The organism is Shewanella xiamenensis, assembly GCF_024971755.1.
GTDB classification, from domain to species: domain Bacteria; phylum Pseudomonadota; class Gammaproteobacteria; order Enterobacterales; family Shewanellaceae; genus Shewanella; species Shewanella xiamenensis.
In genome coordinates this window covers 3,919,165-3,933,827 of record NZ_CP079718.1, presented here as the reverse complement: position 1 = coordinate 3,933,827, position 14,663 = coordinate 3,919,165, and the positions used below count along the sequence as shown (strand labels likewise).

At 47.9% G+C, this 14,663-nt stretch carries 16 protein-coding genes; 5 read left to right on the top strand and 11 right to left on the bottom strand.

What is annotated here, in order from left to right; translation table 11 throughout:
• The first annotated feature begins 44 nt into the window (after nt 1-44).
• The 3 genes from KXJ80_RS18485 to KXJ80_RS18475 are packed head-to-tail and all read left to right on the top strand — an operon-like array spanning nt 45 to nt 3,765.
• Nucleotides 45-335, top strand: a complete 291-nt coding sequence (locus KXJ80_RS18485) for a hypothetical protein (RefSeq protein ID WP_041412562.1) — start codon at nt 45-47, stop codon at nt 333-335.
• A 60-nt stretch (nt 336-395) separates the two neighbouring features.
• Nucleotides 396-2,570 carry a TonB-dependent siderophore receptor gene (locus KXJ80_RS18480; protein WP_218737224.1) on the top strand — a complete coding sequence of 725 codons (2,175 nt, stop codon included), beginning with the start codon at nt 396-398 and terminating at the stop codon, nt 2,568-2,570.
• On the top strand, nt 2,560-3,765 hold the full coding sequence (locus tag KXJ80_RS18475; RefSeq protein WP_218737223.1) for an acetyltransferase domain-containing protein: 1,206 nt from the start codon (nt 2,560-2,562) through the stop codon (nt 3,763-3,765). The genes KXJ80_RS18480 and KXJ80_RS18475 overlap by 11 nt, the downstream gene beginning before the upstream one ends.
• An 84-nt stretch (nt 3,766-3,849) precedes the next feature.
• Here KXJ80_RS18475 and dpsA read toward each other — a convergent pair whose 3' ends face one another.
• Entirely contained in the window at nt 3,850-4,317 is a 468-nt protein-coding gene (dpsA, locus tag KXJ80_RS18470) for a DNA starvation/stationary phase protection protein DpsA (protein WP_037415139.1), read from the bottom strand.
• 215 nt (nt 4,318-4,532) lie between these two features.
• Here dpsA and KXJ80_RS18465 point away from each other — a divergent pair, with 215 nt between their 5' ends.
• Both KXJ80_RS18465 and rimI read left to right on the top strand, forming a co-directional pair.
• Nucleotides 4,533-4,883, top strand: a complete 351-nt coding sequence (locus KXJ80_RS18465) for a DNA polymerase III subunit psi (RefSeq protein WP_218737222.1) — start codon at nt 4,533-4,535, stop codon at nt 4,881-4,883.
• An 86-nt stretch (nt 4,884-4,969) separates the two neighbouring features.
• On the top strand, nt 4,970-5,419 hold the full coding sequence (gene rimI / locus KXJ80_RS18460) for a ribosomal protein S18-alanine N-acetyltransferase (protein ID WP_051714053.1): 450 nt from the start codon (nt 4,970-4,972) through the stop codon (nt 5,417-5,419).
• Nucleotides 5,420-5,487: 68 nt separating this feature from the next.
• Here the strand turns inward: rimI and lipA are convergent, their stop codons facing one another.
• The 10 genes from lipA to rsfS all read right to left on the bottom strand — a co-directional run bounded on the left by lipA (nt 5,488) and on the right by rsfS (nt 14,639).
• Entirely contained in the window at nt 5,488-6,453 is a 966-nt protein-coding gene (lipA, locus tag KXJ80_RS18455) for a lipoyl synthase (RefSeq protein WP_023268311.1), read from the bottom strand.
• The gene (lipB, locus tag KXJ80_RS18450; protein WP_037430802.1) at nt 6,450-7,103 is read right to left on the bottom strand and encodes a lipoyl(octanoyl) transferase LipB; all 654 of its coding nucleotides are present in this window, start codon (nt 7,101-7,103) and stop codon (nt 6,450-6,452) included. Before lipB ends, lipA begins: the two co-directional genes overlap by 4 nt.
• A gap of 92 nt (nt 7,104-7,195) precedes the next feature.
• Entirely contained in the window at nt 7,196-7,462 is a 267-nt protein-coding gene (ybeD, locus tag KXJ80_RS18445) for a DUF493 family protein YbeD (protein WP_037415150.1), read from the bottom strand.
• Between the two features lie 120 nt (nt 7,463-7,582).
• Nucleotides 7,583-8,758, bottom strand: coding sequence for a serine hydrolase (locus KXJ80_RS18440; protein ID WP_037430803.1), 1,176 nt, complete (start codon nt 8,756-8,758; stop codon nt 7,583-7,585).
• Between the two features lie 144 nt (nt 8,759-8,902).
• On the bottom strand, nt 8,903-9,745 hold the full coding sequence (locus KXJ80_RS18435) for a septal ring lytic transglycosylase RlpA family protein (protein ID WP_037415153.1): 843 nt from the start codon (nt 9,743-9,745) through the stop codon (nt 8,903-8,905).
• Complete coding sequence (gene mltB, locus KXJ80_RS18430) at nt 9,729-10,805, bottom strand: lytic murein transglycosylase B (RefSeq protein ID WP_037415156.1); 1,077 nt, start codon at nt 10,803-10,805, stop codon at nt 9,729-9,731. Before mltB ends, KXJ80_RS18435 begins: the two co-directional genes overlap by 17 nt.
• A 17-nt stretch (nt 10,806-10,822) precedes the next feature.
• Entirely contained in the window at nt 10,823-11,926 is a 1,104-nt protein-coding gene (gene rodA, locus KXJ80_RS18425; protein ID WP_037415160.1) for a rod shape-determining protein RodA, read from the bottom strand.
• Entirely contained in the window at nt 11,923-13,779 is a 1,857-nt protein-coding gene (mrdA, locus tag KXJ80_RS18420; protein ID WP_172587448.1) for a penicillin-binding protein 2, read from the bottom strand. Before mrdA ends, rodA begins: the two co-directional genes overlap by 4 nt.
• A gap of 60 nt (nt 13,780-13,839) precedes the next feature.
• Nucleotides 13,840-14,310, bottom strand: a complete 471-nt coding sequence (gene rlmH / locus KXJ80_RS18415; RefSeq protein ID WP_037415165.1) for a 23S rRNA (pseudouridine(1915)-N(3))-methyltransferase RlmH — start codon at nt 14,308-14,310, stop codon at nt 13,840-13,842.
• Entirely contained in the window at nt 14,310-14,639 is a 330-nt protein-coding gene (gene rsfS / locus KXJ80_RS18410; RefSeq protein ID WP_011071401.1) for a ribosome silencing factor, read from the bottom strand. Before rsfS ends, rlmH begins: the two co-directional genes overlap by 1 nt.
• Between the last annotated feature and the right edge of the window lie 24 nt (nt 14,640-14,663).

Sequence of the window (14,663 nt, the reverse complement as noted above, 5' to 3'; positions counted from 1 at the left end):
GTCTAACATACAATCGCAAGCCCTTTGGTTTGAGGAGGTATGGTTTGAGTTCTGTGATGCAAACAAGGCGCAGATTAGCACTATGGCTTGCCGCCATCTTAGTGTTGCTGTCTGTTGCGTTTGCGGTGCACAGTGTTTCCCACCTTAATGATGATGCCAAGGCCCACTGCGCGCTGTGTTTGCATCAGCACCAATTGCAGCATGCCCTCTCATACTCTCCGTTAGATTTTCAAGTTGCTCAACAGGGGGTTATCTCGGTTGAGTTTGATGTTATTTCCTTTAAGACGCCATTTAGGCGCCACTTCCATAGCCGCGCACCGCCGCTAACAGCCTAACTCCTGCTTTTTATCTATTTCTCTTATTTTTCGAGCACCTTGGCTTAACTAAGGTGCCCGATGCTGTTTATTTTTGGAGTGAAAATGGCTGTTTATGTGAGCCACAAGCGCTCGGCATTAGTGCTGGGCGTGGCGTTATTGGCGTTGGATGCAAGTGTTCCCCTATTGGCCGCCGAGGTTGTGCCAACTGATTCCGCTGGACTTAATGACGATGATATCGAGCGTTTAAGTATTCATTATCGTCAGGCCTACCGCGGCAATGTGCCGGCGACTGAGTTGCCTCAAGCGATTACTGTGCTGGATGAGCAACTGATTAAAGATACTGGGCTGACGCGTTTTCAAGACTTATTGGATTATTCCGCCAGTGTCGCGCGGCAAAACAACGGTGGTGGGCTGTGGGATAGTTTTTCGTTACGGGGCTTTCCTGGGAATGAAAACATGCCATCGGGCTATTTAATCAATGGTTTTAATGGTGGCCGAGGCTTTAGCGGCCATAGAGACCTATCGAACGTGGCCTATGTGGAAATCCTCAAAGGCCCGGGCTCGGCGCTTTATGGACGCTCGGAGCCCGGCGGTACTGTGAATATTGTGACTAAAAAGCCGCAGTACGAGGCGCAGGGCTATTTAAAAGCCTCCGCGGGGAGTTTTGATCAATATCGGTTAGAAGGGGATTTTACTTCGGGGCTGACCGATACCTTGGCCTTCAGGATCAATGGCGCTTGGCAGGAGCATGATAGTTTTCGCGATCATGTGTTTAGCGATAAAAAGATCGTCACACCATCGCTGCGCTGGCAGCTATCGGATAAGTCATCGCTCCTGTATGAGGTTGAATATCTTAAGCAAGAACAGTTATTTGACCGTGGCGTTGTGGTGCTCAATAACGACTTTAATACCGTGCCCCGTTCGCGTTACTTGGGCGAGCCCAACGATGGGCCAACTAAGGTGGATGCGACTGGACATCAGCTTACCTATGAGTATGAGTTGAGCGATGATTGGTCGCTTACTGCGGGTTATAACTATCGCGATTCGAGTTTAAATGGCTACTCATCGGATGCTGAATTAGCTAAGGGGCGTCAATCCTTATATGACGATGGACGTACTCTGACGCGGCAGCATCGCTATCGAGATTACGCTTCTGAAGACCATTCTGTGCGGGCCGAACTCAGCGGTCAGTTTGATACTGGCAGTATAAGACACAATCTATTGCTCGGAACGGATGCCTATCATTATCGACTGAAAACGGGACTCTACCGTTATCGAGGCCAGAAGGGCGCCTATGCCATCGATATCTTTGCGCCTCAGTATGGCGCGGCGCAGCCCGAGGTCAGTCTGCTGTATGAAAACCGAGAGACTCAAGATGCTTGGGGTGCCTATTTACAGGATCAATTGGAGTTAACCGAGCACTGGAAACTGCATTTAGGGTTAAGGTTTGACCGTTATTCCCAAGAAATCGCAGAGCAGGTGAACGCGAGTCTGTCGGATCAAAGCGATCACAGGGTCAGCCCGAAAGTCGGATTAGTGTATCAATGGTCTGAGGCGTTAAGTGTTTACGGCTCCTATTCGGAAGGCTTTTTACCGCTTTCAGGCACTGATTATGCGGGTAATCCCTTCGAGCCAGAGGAGAGCAAATCCGTCGAGTTGGGGGTTAAGTTCAACAGCACTTGGTTTGAGCTACCCGTCAATGGCAGTGTGGCTTGGTTTGATGCGCAAAAGAGCAATATCTTGACCTCAGATCCCGTTAATGTCGGCTTTTCGGCGACCCTTGGTGAAGCCAAAAGCACTGGGATTGAATTGGATATTGCGGCCGAGTTGACCGAGAGCTTACAAGCGACTTTGTCCTATGCCTACCTGAATACCCGCACGGCGAACGACAGCCTGAATCTGGATTGGGGCGTGTTAATTCCAGCGGGGAGTCCGCTGGTCAATGTGCCAAAACACACGGGCAGTATCATTCTCAAACAGGACTTAAATGATCTTTCTATCGACGGTCATTTAGGGTTGAGTTGGCGATATGTGGACTCACGCTTGGGCGATTCGGCCGATCCAAGTTTTCAATTACCGAGTTATCAGTTACTTGGAATGTTCTTCACTACTCGACTAGGCGAAAACCTCAGTCTCGCGCTCAATGTCGATAACCTGCTGGATGAGCACTATATCGCCAGCAGTTATTCGGCGCTGTGGGCCGTGCCGGGTGAGCCTCGTAACGTTAAAGTGAGTGTCAGCTATGAGTTCTAATACCACAGTGACAGCGGGGGGTGAACAGATGGCGCCGCTACTGCAAGGGCGTCAGCGAATCAATAGCATCGACATGATGCGCGGCTTAGTGATGCTGATTATGTTGCTCGACCATGTGCGGGAGCGGTTTTTCCTGCATATGCAGGTGAGCGACCCAATGGATTTAAGCACAACAAACTGGGCGCTGTTTGTCAGCCGTTTTGCGGCGCACTTTTGTGCGCCTGTGTTCGTTTTTTTAACTGGAGTCTCGGTCTGGCTTTACGCCAATCGTGGCTATGGCGAGCCGCGCTCTGCACGCGAGTTTTTAATCAAGCGCGGGCTATTCTTAATCGCCCTCGAGGTGCTGGTGATTAATTTTTCATGGATGGGCAATTATCACACCCTGTGGTTGCAGGTGATTTGGGTAATAGGGCTGAGCATGTTGGCCTTGGCGGCACTCATCAATCTACCAAGGTTGTGGATGGCATTACTCGGGCTATTGATTATCTTTGGCCATAACCTATTGTCGCCTATTCATTTTAAGCCAGACGAGTGGGGCTATAGTCTGTGGACGATACTGCATGACCGAGGTTATTTGATTGCCGAGGGCGAGCTTAAGTTGAAGATAAGTTACCCAGCGCTACCATGGATTGGCGTGATTTTATTGGGCTATGTGGCTGGCCCCTTATTTGGCCGAGGGAGTGATGCGGGGCTGCGTCAGCAAAAATTAATACTGCTAGGGCTTGGTTGCGCTCTGCTGTTTGGCTTGCTGCGTGGATTCAATCTCTACGGCGAGACGCTGCCTTGGCAGTTTGGCGATACCCTAGGTCAAACCTTAATGTCGGTATTTAATCTAACTAAGTATCCGCCATCACTGAGTTTTTTGTTGGTGACCTTGTGCGGGATGTTCTACGGCTTAGTGGTGTTTGAGCGCTATTTTGCTACAGGCAGAGTATTAGGTTGGATGGGGCAGAGGTTAGCAGTGTTTGGCTCTGTACCTATGTTCTTCTATATCTTGCACTTATATGTGCTGCTGTTGCTGTATTCGCTGGCTAAAGGGATATTTGGCGCCAACCATGGTGAGCTGTTTGGCGTAGCGCATATGGGGTGGGTATGGCTGATAAGCTTAGTCTTAATTCCTTTGCTCTATTATCCCGTGTGCTGGTTTAGCCGTTACAAAGGACAGAGTCAGCAGGCTTGGCTTAAGTATCTCTAAATTAGCTTTACCCTAAAACAATGCCCAATAAAAATGGCCGAGCGCGTGACTGCTCGGCCATTTGGTTTGGGGATGATGAAAGGGTTATTCGCTTAACAAGCTACGTAACATCCACGCATTTTTCTCATGGAGTTGAATGCGCTGGGTGAGTAAATCCGCTGTGGCCTCGTCGTTGGCTTGGCTAACCAAGGGATAGAGCGCACGGGCATTTCTAATCACTACTTCTTGGTCGCTTAACAGTTCACGGATCATGGTTTCAGCTTTAGTGACACCTTGATCTTCACGGATTTCGGTCAACTTGGCATAGTCCGAATAGGAACCTAATGCCCTTGCGCCTAATGCTCGTACCCGCTCGGCGATTAAATCGACCGCTAAGGCAAGCTCGGTATATTGCTGTTCAAACAATAAGTGCAAGCTAGTGAACATGGGGCCTGTAACGTTCCAGTGAAAGCTGTGGGTCTTAAGGTAAAGGCTGTAGCTGTCGGCCAATAACTGATTTAACCCTGCGGCGATTTCTTCTCTATGAGCTTGGTTGATGCCGATGTTAATCATGGAAATTCCTCCTATTGTCCTACTCAATGGAGATAGCTTATCAAATAAGCTAAACATCTAAAGCGGTTAAAATAGATTCATAAAATCGATTTTACAGATTAAAGCGTAAGCAAACGTTTGGCTTGAGTCATGAACCGTATCTTGGCAATAACATTCGGCCCATTTAGCTGGTATCCTTATGCGGTGTCAGTGCCTAATGAAACCCCAATAACCCCATGAATAAATCTGCCTATTTAGCCGCAATGGAGATAACTCCTTGGCAGCTTCGCGATACTAAAGTGCTACCTTATCAAGTGGTTTGGGATGTTGATGATATGTCGTCTGCCGCTGAACCACTGATTGATACTGTCCTTGGCTTAATTGGGATCAGTAAGGATGACTGTGAGTTCAATACTGAGCCACATAAGGGCAAAACCATAGTTTGGGATTTACGCCGCCACAGGGTTAGGCCCAGAGTGGCTTGGTTAGTATCGGATCCCCTTTCGGACTTGCTGTCACGCAGTGAGGCAAAGCGTGCCTTGTGGGCGCAGATTTGCCAGTGGCGTGAGCAGCAATTAACGGCCTAGTCGTGCCCAGTACACATTATCGTGAGTTACCTTTTAATTTGGATTTTCCCGTGAGTCATCAAGTCCTTAATACCCTTAACGAATCATTGCAAATCGTGCTTCTGACGCCAACCGATGTGAGTCAAATGGCGCGCATTGAAGCGAGTGCCCATTCCCATCCTATGAGTGAGAATAACCTTGCCGATTGTTTTGGCCACTTGTACCGCGTTATTGGGTTAATGCAACGTGATGAGTTGCTCGGTTTCGCGATTGTGCAGCAGATTGTCGATGAGGCAACGCTGCTAGATATTTGTTTGCCGCCAGAACAACAAGGGCGAGGATATGGGCATCTGCTACTCACTGCGGTTGTCGACTGCGCTAAGGCTGCCAAGGCCGTGGTGCTGATGCTGGAGGTTCGCGAATCAAATCTTGCCGCGCGCGCACTCTATCAGAAGCTAGGCTTTGTCGAAACCGGTCGTCGCAAAGGCTATTATCCTTTGGCAGAGGGCAAAGAAGATGCGATTTTGATGGATTTAGCCTTAATCGAAACGGTTTAAGGTTTTAAAAGTAGATATAAAAAAACAGCGCATTAGCGCTGTTTTTTATGGGGCTAATAAAGCGAAGGTTACTTCACTTCTTTACCTTGAGCTTGCAAGTCTGCATGGTAGCTTGAACGCACTAATGGACCACAAGCAGCATGGGTAAAGCCTAGCTCATCGGCAAGGGCTTTAAGCTCATCAAACTCGGCTGGTGAGACGTAACGCTCAACCGGCAGATGGAACTTAGACGGTTGCAGATATTGGCCTAAGGTCAACATTTCAACCTTGTGCTCACGTAAGTCGCGCAGTACTTGGGCGATTTCTTCGTTGGTTTCACCTAGCCCCATCATCAGTCCCGATTTTGTCGGCACATTGGGATGACGCTCTTTAAAGCGCTTCAGTAGGTCGAGTGACCATTGATAGTTCGCACCTGGACGCGCTTTGCGATAATGCATAGGCGCAGTTTCTAGGTTGTGGTTGAACACATCAGGCGGCTCGGTCGACAGAATGTCGAGGGCGGCGTCGATACGGCCACGGAAATCGGGCACTAAGATCTCAATCTTAATCTCGGGATTGAGCTTACGGATCTCACGGATACAGTCGGCAAAGTGCTGGGCACCGCCATCACGCAAATCATCGCGGTCAACCGAGGTGATTACCACGTATTTCAGCTTCATATCACGGATGGTTTGCGCCAATTTAACAGGCTCTTCCGCATCGGGCTTAAGTGGACGACCATGGGCCACGTCGCAGAATGGGCAGCGGCGAGTACAAATTGCGCCCAAAATCATAAAGGTCGCAGTGCCGTGGTTAAAACATTCTGCCAAGTTAGGACAAGAAGCTTCTTCACAGACCGAGTGCAGGCCGTTAGCGCGTAACGCTTGCTTAATATCGAGAATGCGTTGGTTAGACGCGGGCAGTTTAACCCTTAACCAATCGGGTTTGCGTAACATGGTTTCGCGCTCAGAGGGCACGATTTTAACCGGAATGCGCGAGACTTTATCGGCATCTCTTAATTTGACTCCGGGTTGTAAACGTTCAGGCCTATTCATGACGCTGCTAATCCTTGATGATGAACTAGATGTTGGTAGCCCAGTAGTTGGCTAAAGGTAATAATGAGTTGCTCGCCTGCTTCAATCACGGTTTGTGGGCCGCCAAGTTCTTTACATTGCACCATCTCAAGCCCTGCATAACCACAGGGATTAATGCGTCGAAATGGTGCCAAATCCATATCCACATTCAGTGCTAAGCCATGGAATGAACAGCCTTTACGGATCCTTAGACCTAAAGAGGCAATTTTGCGCTCATCCACATACACCCCCGGTGCATCGGCCTTGGCGTAGGCAGTGATAGCGTACTTTGCAAGCATATCGATAATGCTTTGCTCGATATGGGTAACAAGCTGGCGGACACCCACTTTACTGCGTTTAATATCGAGGAGAGGGTAGACAACTAATTGTCCTGGTCCGTGGTAAGTGACTTGACCACCACGATCCACTTGGATCACGGGAATATCGCCCGGATTCAAAATATGTTCGCTTTTACCGGCTTGGCCTTGGGTAAATACGGGTGGATGTTCAACGATCCACAGTTCGTCTGGACTGTCGCTGTTGCGAGTGTCGGTGTAATGCTGCATTGCATGCCACACAGACTCATAATCCTGCTGTCCCAGATGCCGAATATGCAAAGTGGTGTCTTGCAAGGGCAACCTCTCCCCTATAATTGAGTGGCGCTATTATACGCCTCTTGGCCATAAATGTAAGATAGATCACATTTTATAGCCTTGAGGAATACTTATAGTACGCGGCGAACGCCTTCGATACCGGCAAGCTCAGTGTACAGTATTTCGATATGATCTTTGCTGGTCACAGTGACACGGATAGTGACTGAATAGTAGCTCCCTTTGCTCGAGGCTTTAACTGTTGGTGAATAATCACCTGGAGCGTGTTTTTGCACTACCGCAACCACTCTATCCGTTAAGGTTTCGTGGGCATCGCCAACCACTTTGAATGGGAAGGCGCAGGGAAACTCCATGAGTTCATCAAATTTTGTGTTTAACATAGTCGTGCTCAATAACCATTTTAATAGGAACTATATGGTGGCGATTATACCCGATTCAAGGGTGATACTCCCCCAAAAACAACTCAGCCACCCGAAGGTGGCTGAGTTTTGTGAGCCGGATTAGCTAAACCAACCAGAAAACAGTTGCTTAAAGTAATCAACTAATTTGCTGAACCAGCTGCCTTCGTTGACTTCTTGTAAGGTGACTAGCGGGAATTGCGCAATATCTTTGCCATCTAACTGGAAGTATAAGCGTCCCACTGTTTCGCCTTTTTTCAGTGGTGCGTCCAGTGGCTTAGTCAGTTCGAAGTTGGCTTTTAAGTCTTTTGCACGGCCACGGCTGACGGTAACTGGTGCATCTGTAGCGACACCTAAATCGACGGTACTCTTATCACCGTACCAAATTTTTTGCGTCACGAAGCTGTCGCCGGCCTTGTAAGGGGTCACTGTTTCGAAGAAGCGGAAACCATAGGTCAGCAGTTTTTTACTTTCGGCTTTACGAGCGGCTTCACTTTGAGTACCTAATACCACTGAAATCAAACGCATACCGTCCTTAGTTGCAGAAGCGACTAAGTTATAACCTGCTCCAGAAGTGTGGCCAGTTTTGATACCATCCACATTCATGCTGTTATCCCACAGCAGACCATTACGGTTATATTGTTTGATACCGTTGAAAGTATAGTATTTTTCGCTGTAGACACGGTATTCTTCAGGCACGTCACGAATGAGTGCTGCACCTAAAAGTGCCATATCATAGGCCGTCGTTTTATGGTTCTCTGAATCTAGGCCATGGGAGTTTTCAAAGTAGCTATCACGCATACCAAGCTGCTTTGCCCACGAGTTCATCATGTCAACAAAGGCGCCTTCAGTACCCGCAATATGTTCGGCCATCGCGACACAAGCATCGTTACCGGATTGAATGATGATGCCGCGGTTTAAGTCAGAAACTTTTACGGTTTTACCCACTTCGATAAACATTTTCGATGAGTCAGAGAAGTTCTTCGACCAAGCATTTTTACTGATGGTGACATCATCATCGGGAGATACGTTACCGGCTTTAATTTCCTGACCAATCACATAGCTGGTCATCATCTTCGTTAAGCTGGCGGGGTTTAAACTCTCGTATGCATTTTCTTCGGCAATGATTTGGCCTGAATTATAATCCATCAAGATGTAAGCTTTGGCGGCCACGGTTGGTGCATCAGGGGTAACAATCGGCTGCGCAGCATAAACAGGAAGAGAAACACTCGAAATTAGCAGCAATGTCTTAATGGGACTTTTTACAAAATTCATCATTAACTTAGCACGTCTTTTTGGTTGTATTGAAAGAAAAGGCAAAATAGTTTCGCGAGTATACCACCCTTCGACAAAGGTTTTCAGTGAAGGTTCCTTCATCTGCGGCATTTTTAAGCTAAATTGACTCCATAATGTGAGTGTTCACTATTCCAAAACCATATAGCCTTCGGGATAGCCATCTTGTTTCACTTTAATGAGTAATCGGTCGGCAAGCTCCGTTTGACCAATCGGACCGAGCTGTAGTCTAAACATATTGTTTGCCGGTTGTACACGAGTCTTTACCTGATATTTCTTCTCCAGATCCTTCGCGATTTTATGGAGTCGCTGTTTATCCTTCGAAGCCACTAACTGTATATAGTGGTTTCCTGAGGATTGAATATTGGCTATTGCCGATTGGGTTGCGGTTTTATTGCCAATATAGATGACATCCAGTTTTATGCGTGCCGTGCCTGTGCCTAGCATACCAAGCTTATAGGCGGCGGCATAGGATAAGTCTAAAATCCGGTCAGAGTGGAACGGACCGCGATCATTAATGCGAATAATCACCTGCTTATTGTTATCTAAGTTAGTGACGCGAGCGTAGCTTGGTAGGGGGAGGGTCTTATGGGCTCCAGACATGCCGAACATATCGTAGGGTTCACCATTGGATGTCTCATAACCGTGGAATTTTTCGCCGTACCATGAGGCGCGACCCATTTCGGAAAAGCCTTCCCCCGAGTCTAATACCGTATAGGACTCACCATAAACCGTATAGGGTTTGTTACCGCGGCGGCTATAGGGTTCATATTTGGGGGTCGCATTCGGTACATGATCTACATTGGGTGGATTAAGGGGCATCTTATCGTTTTTAAGCGCGTAGCGGCCCTTATTGGGATCCATATTCTTATTCTTCACGCTGGCTGAGCCAGAGTTAGAACTCGAGCAGGCCGCGAGCGCAAAACAGCAGCCGAGCATCAAAAGCGATAAAAGATTATTTTTTAGCGTCATGTTGTTGCTTCAGTTGTTGGCTAAATTGATAAACAGCCATGGAATACAAGGGGCTACGGTTATAACGGGTGATTACATAAAAGTTATTGAGCCCTAACCAGTAATCTTTACTTCCCACTTGTTCTAGCTCGATAAGCATGGCTTTTTGCGAGGCATCTAAATCGCGGGCGTTGGCTAGCGATAAGCTCGGGGAGAGAATATCAGAGACCTTGTATTGTAACTTCTCGCCTGCCCACACTTTGGCTTTAGGTGCATTGGCACTGCTATTCACTAAGGGTAAAGCAACGGGGGCATGCAATTGCCAGCCATGTTCATGGAAGTAATTGGCAACACTGCCAATGGCGTCCTCTGGACTCTGGAGTAAATCACGGTTGCCGCTGCCATCAAAATCCACAGCATAGTGGCGGTAACTTGAAGGAATAAACTGACCAAAGCCCATGGCGCCAGCGTATGAGCCTTTGAGGCTATTGATATCTAAGTGTTCTTCTTTTACCAGCCTCATCAACTCACCAAATTCCTTGCGGAAGAAGGTGGCTCTTGGCTCGTAATAAAATCCTAAGGTATAGAGTGCGTCGATAACCGGATAATTACCCGTGTACTGGCCATAGAAAGTTTCGATACCAATAATAGCCACAATAATTTGTGGTTCGACTTGGTACTTAGTGGCGGCTTTGGCAATCGTCGCCTCGTGTTTTTTCCAGAAGGCCAGACCCGCGTTGAGGCGTTTTTCGGTTAAGAAAATCGGATAATACTGATGCCAAGGTTTCGCTTCCCAAGGACGCGAAATCGCATCGATAACGGCTTGGTTGTAGTTGGCTTTGGCCAAGAAATTTTCGACTTCGGCTTGGGTAAAGCCTTGTGCCATTTGGGTTTTGATAAACTCAGCCTTTAAGGCCTCAGGTAATACTGGTGCCTCGGTTAATACCGGTGTGGGAGCCTGTGTGGTCACGGCGGCACTTGGCTGTGTTGTCGCGGACTCGTTAGCGGTTGAACAGCCAATAAGGTATGAACTGAGGCAAAGCATTGCCAGTGGAGCCAAACAAGCTCGAAGAATAGGCATTAAGAAGTCCCTAAAAATTATCTATCTACAAAACGTCTATGGGTATGAATGCTCATAAGAATGCCAAACCCTGTCATTAATGTCAGCATCGATGTGCCACCATAACTGACAAGGGGTAATGGTACACCCACCACAGGCAGGATACCTGAAACCATACCAATATTCACAAAAACATAAACGAAGAAAGTCAATGTGATACTGCCGGCAAGGAGTCTGGCAAAGCTGGTTTGCGCCCGAGAGGCAATGACTAAACCGCGTCCGATGATGTAGAGATACATCAGGAGCAGGATAATGCTACCTATCAGACCAAATTCTTCACCGATCACCGCAAAGATAAAGTCGGTGTGACGTTCGGGGATAAATTCTAATTGGGATTGAGTGCCATCGAGCCAACCTTTACCCCAGAGGCCACCTGAGCCAATAGCAATTTTCGATTGGATAATGTGGTAACCCGCACCGAGGGGATCTTGTTCTGGATCGAGTAGGGTCAAGACGCGGGTTCTTTGGTAATCGTGCATTAGGAAGTACCAGAGAATAGGCAAAAATGCCAACACGGCGGCAATAAAACCGCCCACAATCACCCAGCTCATACCCGATAAAAACAGTACGAAAATACCTGATGCCGCAACTAAAATAGAAGTGCCGAGATCGGGTTGTTTCGCAATTAATAATGTGGGGATCAGCAGAATGACACCTGCGCCCGCTAGATAGCGTTTTTTGGGCGGTAGTGGGAATTTACTGATATACCAAGCCATAGTAATAGGGAATGCGAGCTTAATCAGTTCAGATGGTTGAAACTCCATAAAGCCTAGGTTCAACCAGCGTTGTGCCCCTTTGTTAATCTCCCCAAAAAAATGCACCCCAAGCAGTAACACAATGCCTGCGAGGTAAATGGGTAATGCCCAGCGTTTTAGCGCTTCAGGATTAATTTGTGCCATGGTAAACATGATGCCTAGGGATAAAAACATCCTAAACAGTTGGCGTTCCATCATGCCAAGATCTTCACCACTGGCGGAATAGATAACAAATAGGCCAAAGCCCATTACAGCCAATAGGCCGAGCAACAGGGGCAGGTCGATATGTAATCGTTGCCAGATATTTTGACGTTGATGGGCACTCATGGCGTTGGTTTCCAAGTGTCTCTGAGCATATATTCATCGAGCATAGCGCGAGCGACGGGGCCTGCGTTTGCGCCACCCCAGCCGGCGTTTTCCATTACTACAGCCAGGACGATTTTAGGATCTTCAAAGGGCGCGTAGGCGACGACGAGGGCATTATCGCGGAAATGCTCGGCAATCTTGTTAGCATCGTATTTCGTGTTTTCGGCCACGCCAATCACCTGCGCCGTACCGGTTTTCATCGCGGCGGTATAGCTTGCGTCAGTGAAGCGAGACTTATGGGCGGTTTGGCGCATGGCTTCGTTAATGATATTCCAGTTGCGCGGATTTTTAAGCTCAATTGGTGGTAACTCGTTAATCGGCGAGTCAATTTTGGCCGTATTATCTTTAATCGATCTTAATAAGTGAGGCGGAAAACGGCGGCCCTTATTGGCGAGAATAGCGGTAGCATTGGCCAGTTGTAACGGGGTTGCGGTCCAGTAACCTTGACCGATACCGACTGAAATGGTGTCACCTATGTACCAAGCTTGATTGTATTTTAAGCGTTTCCATTCCTTCGACGGCATATTACCCGCCGACTCTTCAAAAATATCGACGCCAGTATTTTGGCCAAAGCCGAATTGCTCCATAAAACGGGCGATGGGATCAACACCGATTTTATAAGCTAATTCATAGAAGTAGGTATCGCAGGATTCCACGATAGCACTATAGACGTTAACCCAGCCATGCCCCCAGCGTTTCCAGTCGCGATATTTACGCTCAACCCCTGGGATTTGCCAAAACCCAGGGTCCCAAATACGGGTGTGTTCGGTCACGGCTTTTTCATCAAGTCCCAGTAGGGCAATAATGGGTTTAATCGTTGATGCTGGCGCATATTGGCCTTGGGTAGCGCGGTTAATCAGCGGACGTGATTTGTCGTTCAATAAATCACTGTAATCCTTGCTGTTAATCCCTTGCACGAACTGGTTGGGATCGTAACTTGGGCTCGACACTAAAGCTAAAATCCCGCCATCCCTTGGATCGATAGCAACGATTGAGCCTTTATGACCTTGGAGTAGTTCCACGGCTTTTTGCTGTAATTGTAAATCGAGAGTTAAGTAAATATCTTGCCCCGGCTCCGGCGGTACAATTTTAAGCGTACGGATAGTTCGGCCGCGGTTGTTTACTTCTTCTTCGAGATGACCAGGTGTACCGTGAAGGAGTGATTCATAATATTTTTCAATGCCTTGCTTACCAATATCCTTGGTGGCTGCATAGTTTTTCCACTGATCGTTACGCTCCAATTGAGCGCGATCTCGAGTGTTGATTTTACCTACATAGCCCAGCACATGGGTGAGCTGGCTCGCATAGGGGTAGTTACGTTTTAAACCCGCCTCAACGGAGATCCCAGGAAAGCGATGTTGGTTAACGCTAAAAATGGCGACCTGTTCTTCGGTCAACTGATTTTTAAGGGTTAAGGGCTTAAAGCGGCGGTGAAACTTTAGCGCTTCGGTAAAGGTTTCACGCTCATCTGGAGTGATTTCGATTAACTTGCCTAATTCGTCCAAGGTCTCGGACATATTGGCAATTTTCTCCGGCACCAAGTCGAGAGAATAAAAGGGTTGGTTCTCGGCGAGTAACACGCCGTTTCTGTCGTAAATCAAGCCACGGCTTGGGGCGATAGGCACGACACGAATGCGGTTATCATTAGAGCGCGTTTCATAATCTTTATAGGATTCAACCTGAAGATGATAAAGATTGGTCACCAACACACTAAGGAGGGCGACAACACAAACAAAAGTGAACAGCGCACGACGCTTAAACAGTGACGCCTCGGCGGCGTGGTCGTGCATGGTTATCCGCTTTTTTGGCGACACTTAGGCTATCTCCAGCTGATCCCATCCGGGTGGTTGACACTCGTTAACATCAAGATCCCGCTATTCTCTGTGATAAGGGTGATTAGTGTTCACGCTCCACGCGCGGTATAAGCTTTCGGCAACCACAATCCGTACCAGAGGATGGGGCAGGGTCAATGCCGACAGGCACCAACTCTGATGGGCGGCTTCCTTACAGGCGGGCGCTAAGCCTTCGGGGCCGCCGACCAGTAAGCTCACATCACGACCATCGAGTTGCCATTTATTCATGGCTGTCGCTAATTCTGGCGTAGTCCAGTTTTTGCCGGGAAGATCTAAGGTAACAATGTGATTGCCCTTAGGAATCGCCGCTAACATTTGCTCGCCTTCCTTTTGCAGGATACGTGCGATGTCAGCATTTTTTCCGCGTTTACCAGCAGGGATTTCGATAAGTTCCAGCGCCATATCCCGAGGAAAGCGGCGTTGATACTCTTCAAAACCGCGGGTAACCCAATCGGGCATCCGTGTCCCCACTGCGATAAGTTGCAACTTCATTAGGCTTGCTTTTCTGACCAGAGTTTTTCAAGCTGGTAGAAATCACGGGTTTGATCTTGCATAACATGCAGGATCACGTTGCCCATATCCACCAATACCCATTCGCTGCTGTCGCGGCCTTCGATACCGATAGGTGGAATGCCTGCGGCTTTCGCTTCGATGACGAGATTTTCGGCGATCGCTTTAACGTGAGTTTTAGATGTACCAGAACAAATCACCATGTAGTCGGTGATGTTAGATTGGTTGCTGACATCGATAACCACGACGTCACGGGCTTTTAAATCGTCGATTTTATCGACAACAAACTGTTTTAATTCGGCGCTCTGCACGCTGATGTACCTCATTCATTTTAA

Bases quoted from the DNA above. Each gene is read 5' to 3' on its own strand.
- mltB (WP_037415156.1), bottom strand. From the start codon at position 10,805: ATGCCTATTCTTCGAGCTTGTTTGGCTCCACTGGCAATGCTTTGCCTC.
- KXJ80_RS18440 (WP_037430803.1), bottom strand. From the start codon at position 8,758: ATGATGAATTTTGTAAAAAGTCCCATTAAGACATTGCTGCTAATTTCG.
- rodA (WP_037415160.1), bottom strand. From the start codon at position 11,926: ATGAGTGCCCATCAACGTCAAAATATCTGGCAACGATTACATATCGAC.
- KXJ80_RS18475 (WP_218737223.1), top strand. From the start codon at position 2,560: ATGAGTTCTAATACCACAGTGACAGCGGGGGGTGAACAGATGGCGCCG.
- KXJ80_RS18480 (WP_218737224.1), top strand. From the start codon at position 396: ATGCTGTTTATTTTTGGAGTGAAAATGGCTGTTTATGTGAGCCACAAG.
- dpsA (WP_037415139.1), bottom strand. From the start codon at position 4,317: ATGATTAACATCGGCATCAACCAAGCTCATAGAGAAGAAATCGCCGCA.
- lipA (WP_023268311.1), bottom strand. From the start codon at position 6,453: ATGAATAGGCCTGAACGTTTACAACCCGGAGTCAAATTAAGAGATGCC.
- rlmH (WP_037415165.1), bottom strand. From the start codon at position 14,310: ATGAAGTTGCAACTTATCGCAGTGGGGACACGGATGCCCGATTGGGTT.
- KXJ80_RS18465 (WP_218737222.1), top strand. From the start codon at position 4,533: ATGAATAAATCTGCCTATTTAGCCGCAATGGAGATAACTCCTTGGCAG.
- KXJ80_RS18435 (WP_037415153.1), bottom strand. From the start codon at position 9,745: ATGACGCTAAAAAATAATCTTTTATCGCTTTTGATGCTCGGCTGCTGT.
- ybeD (WP_037415150.1), bottom strand. From the start codon at position 7,462: ATGTTAAACACAAAATTTGATGAACTCATGGAGTTTCCCTGCGCCTTC.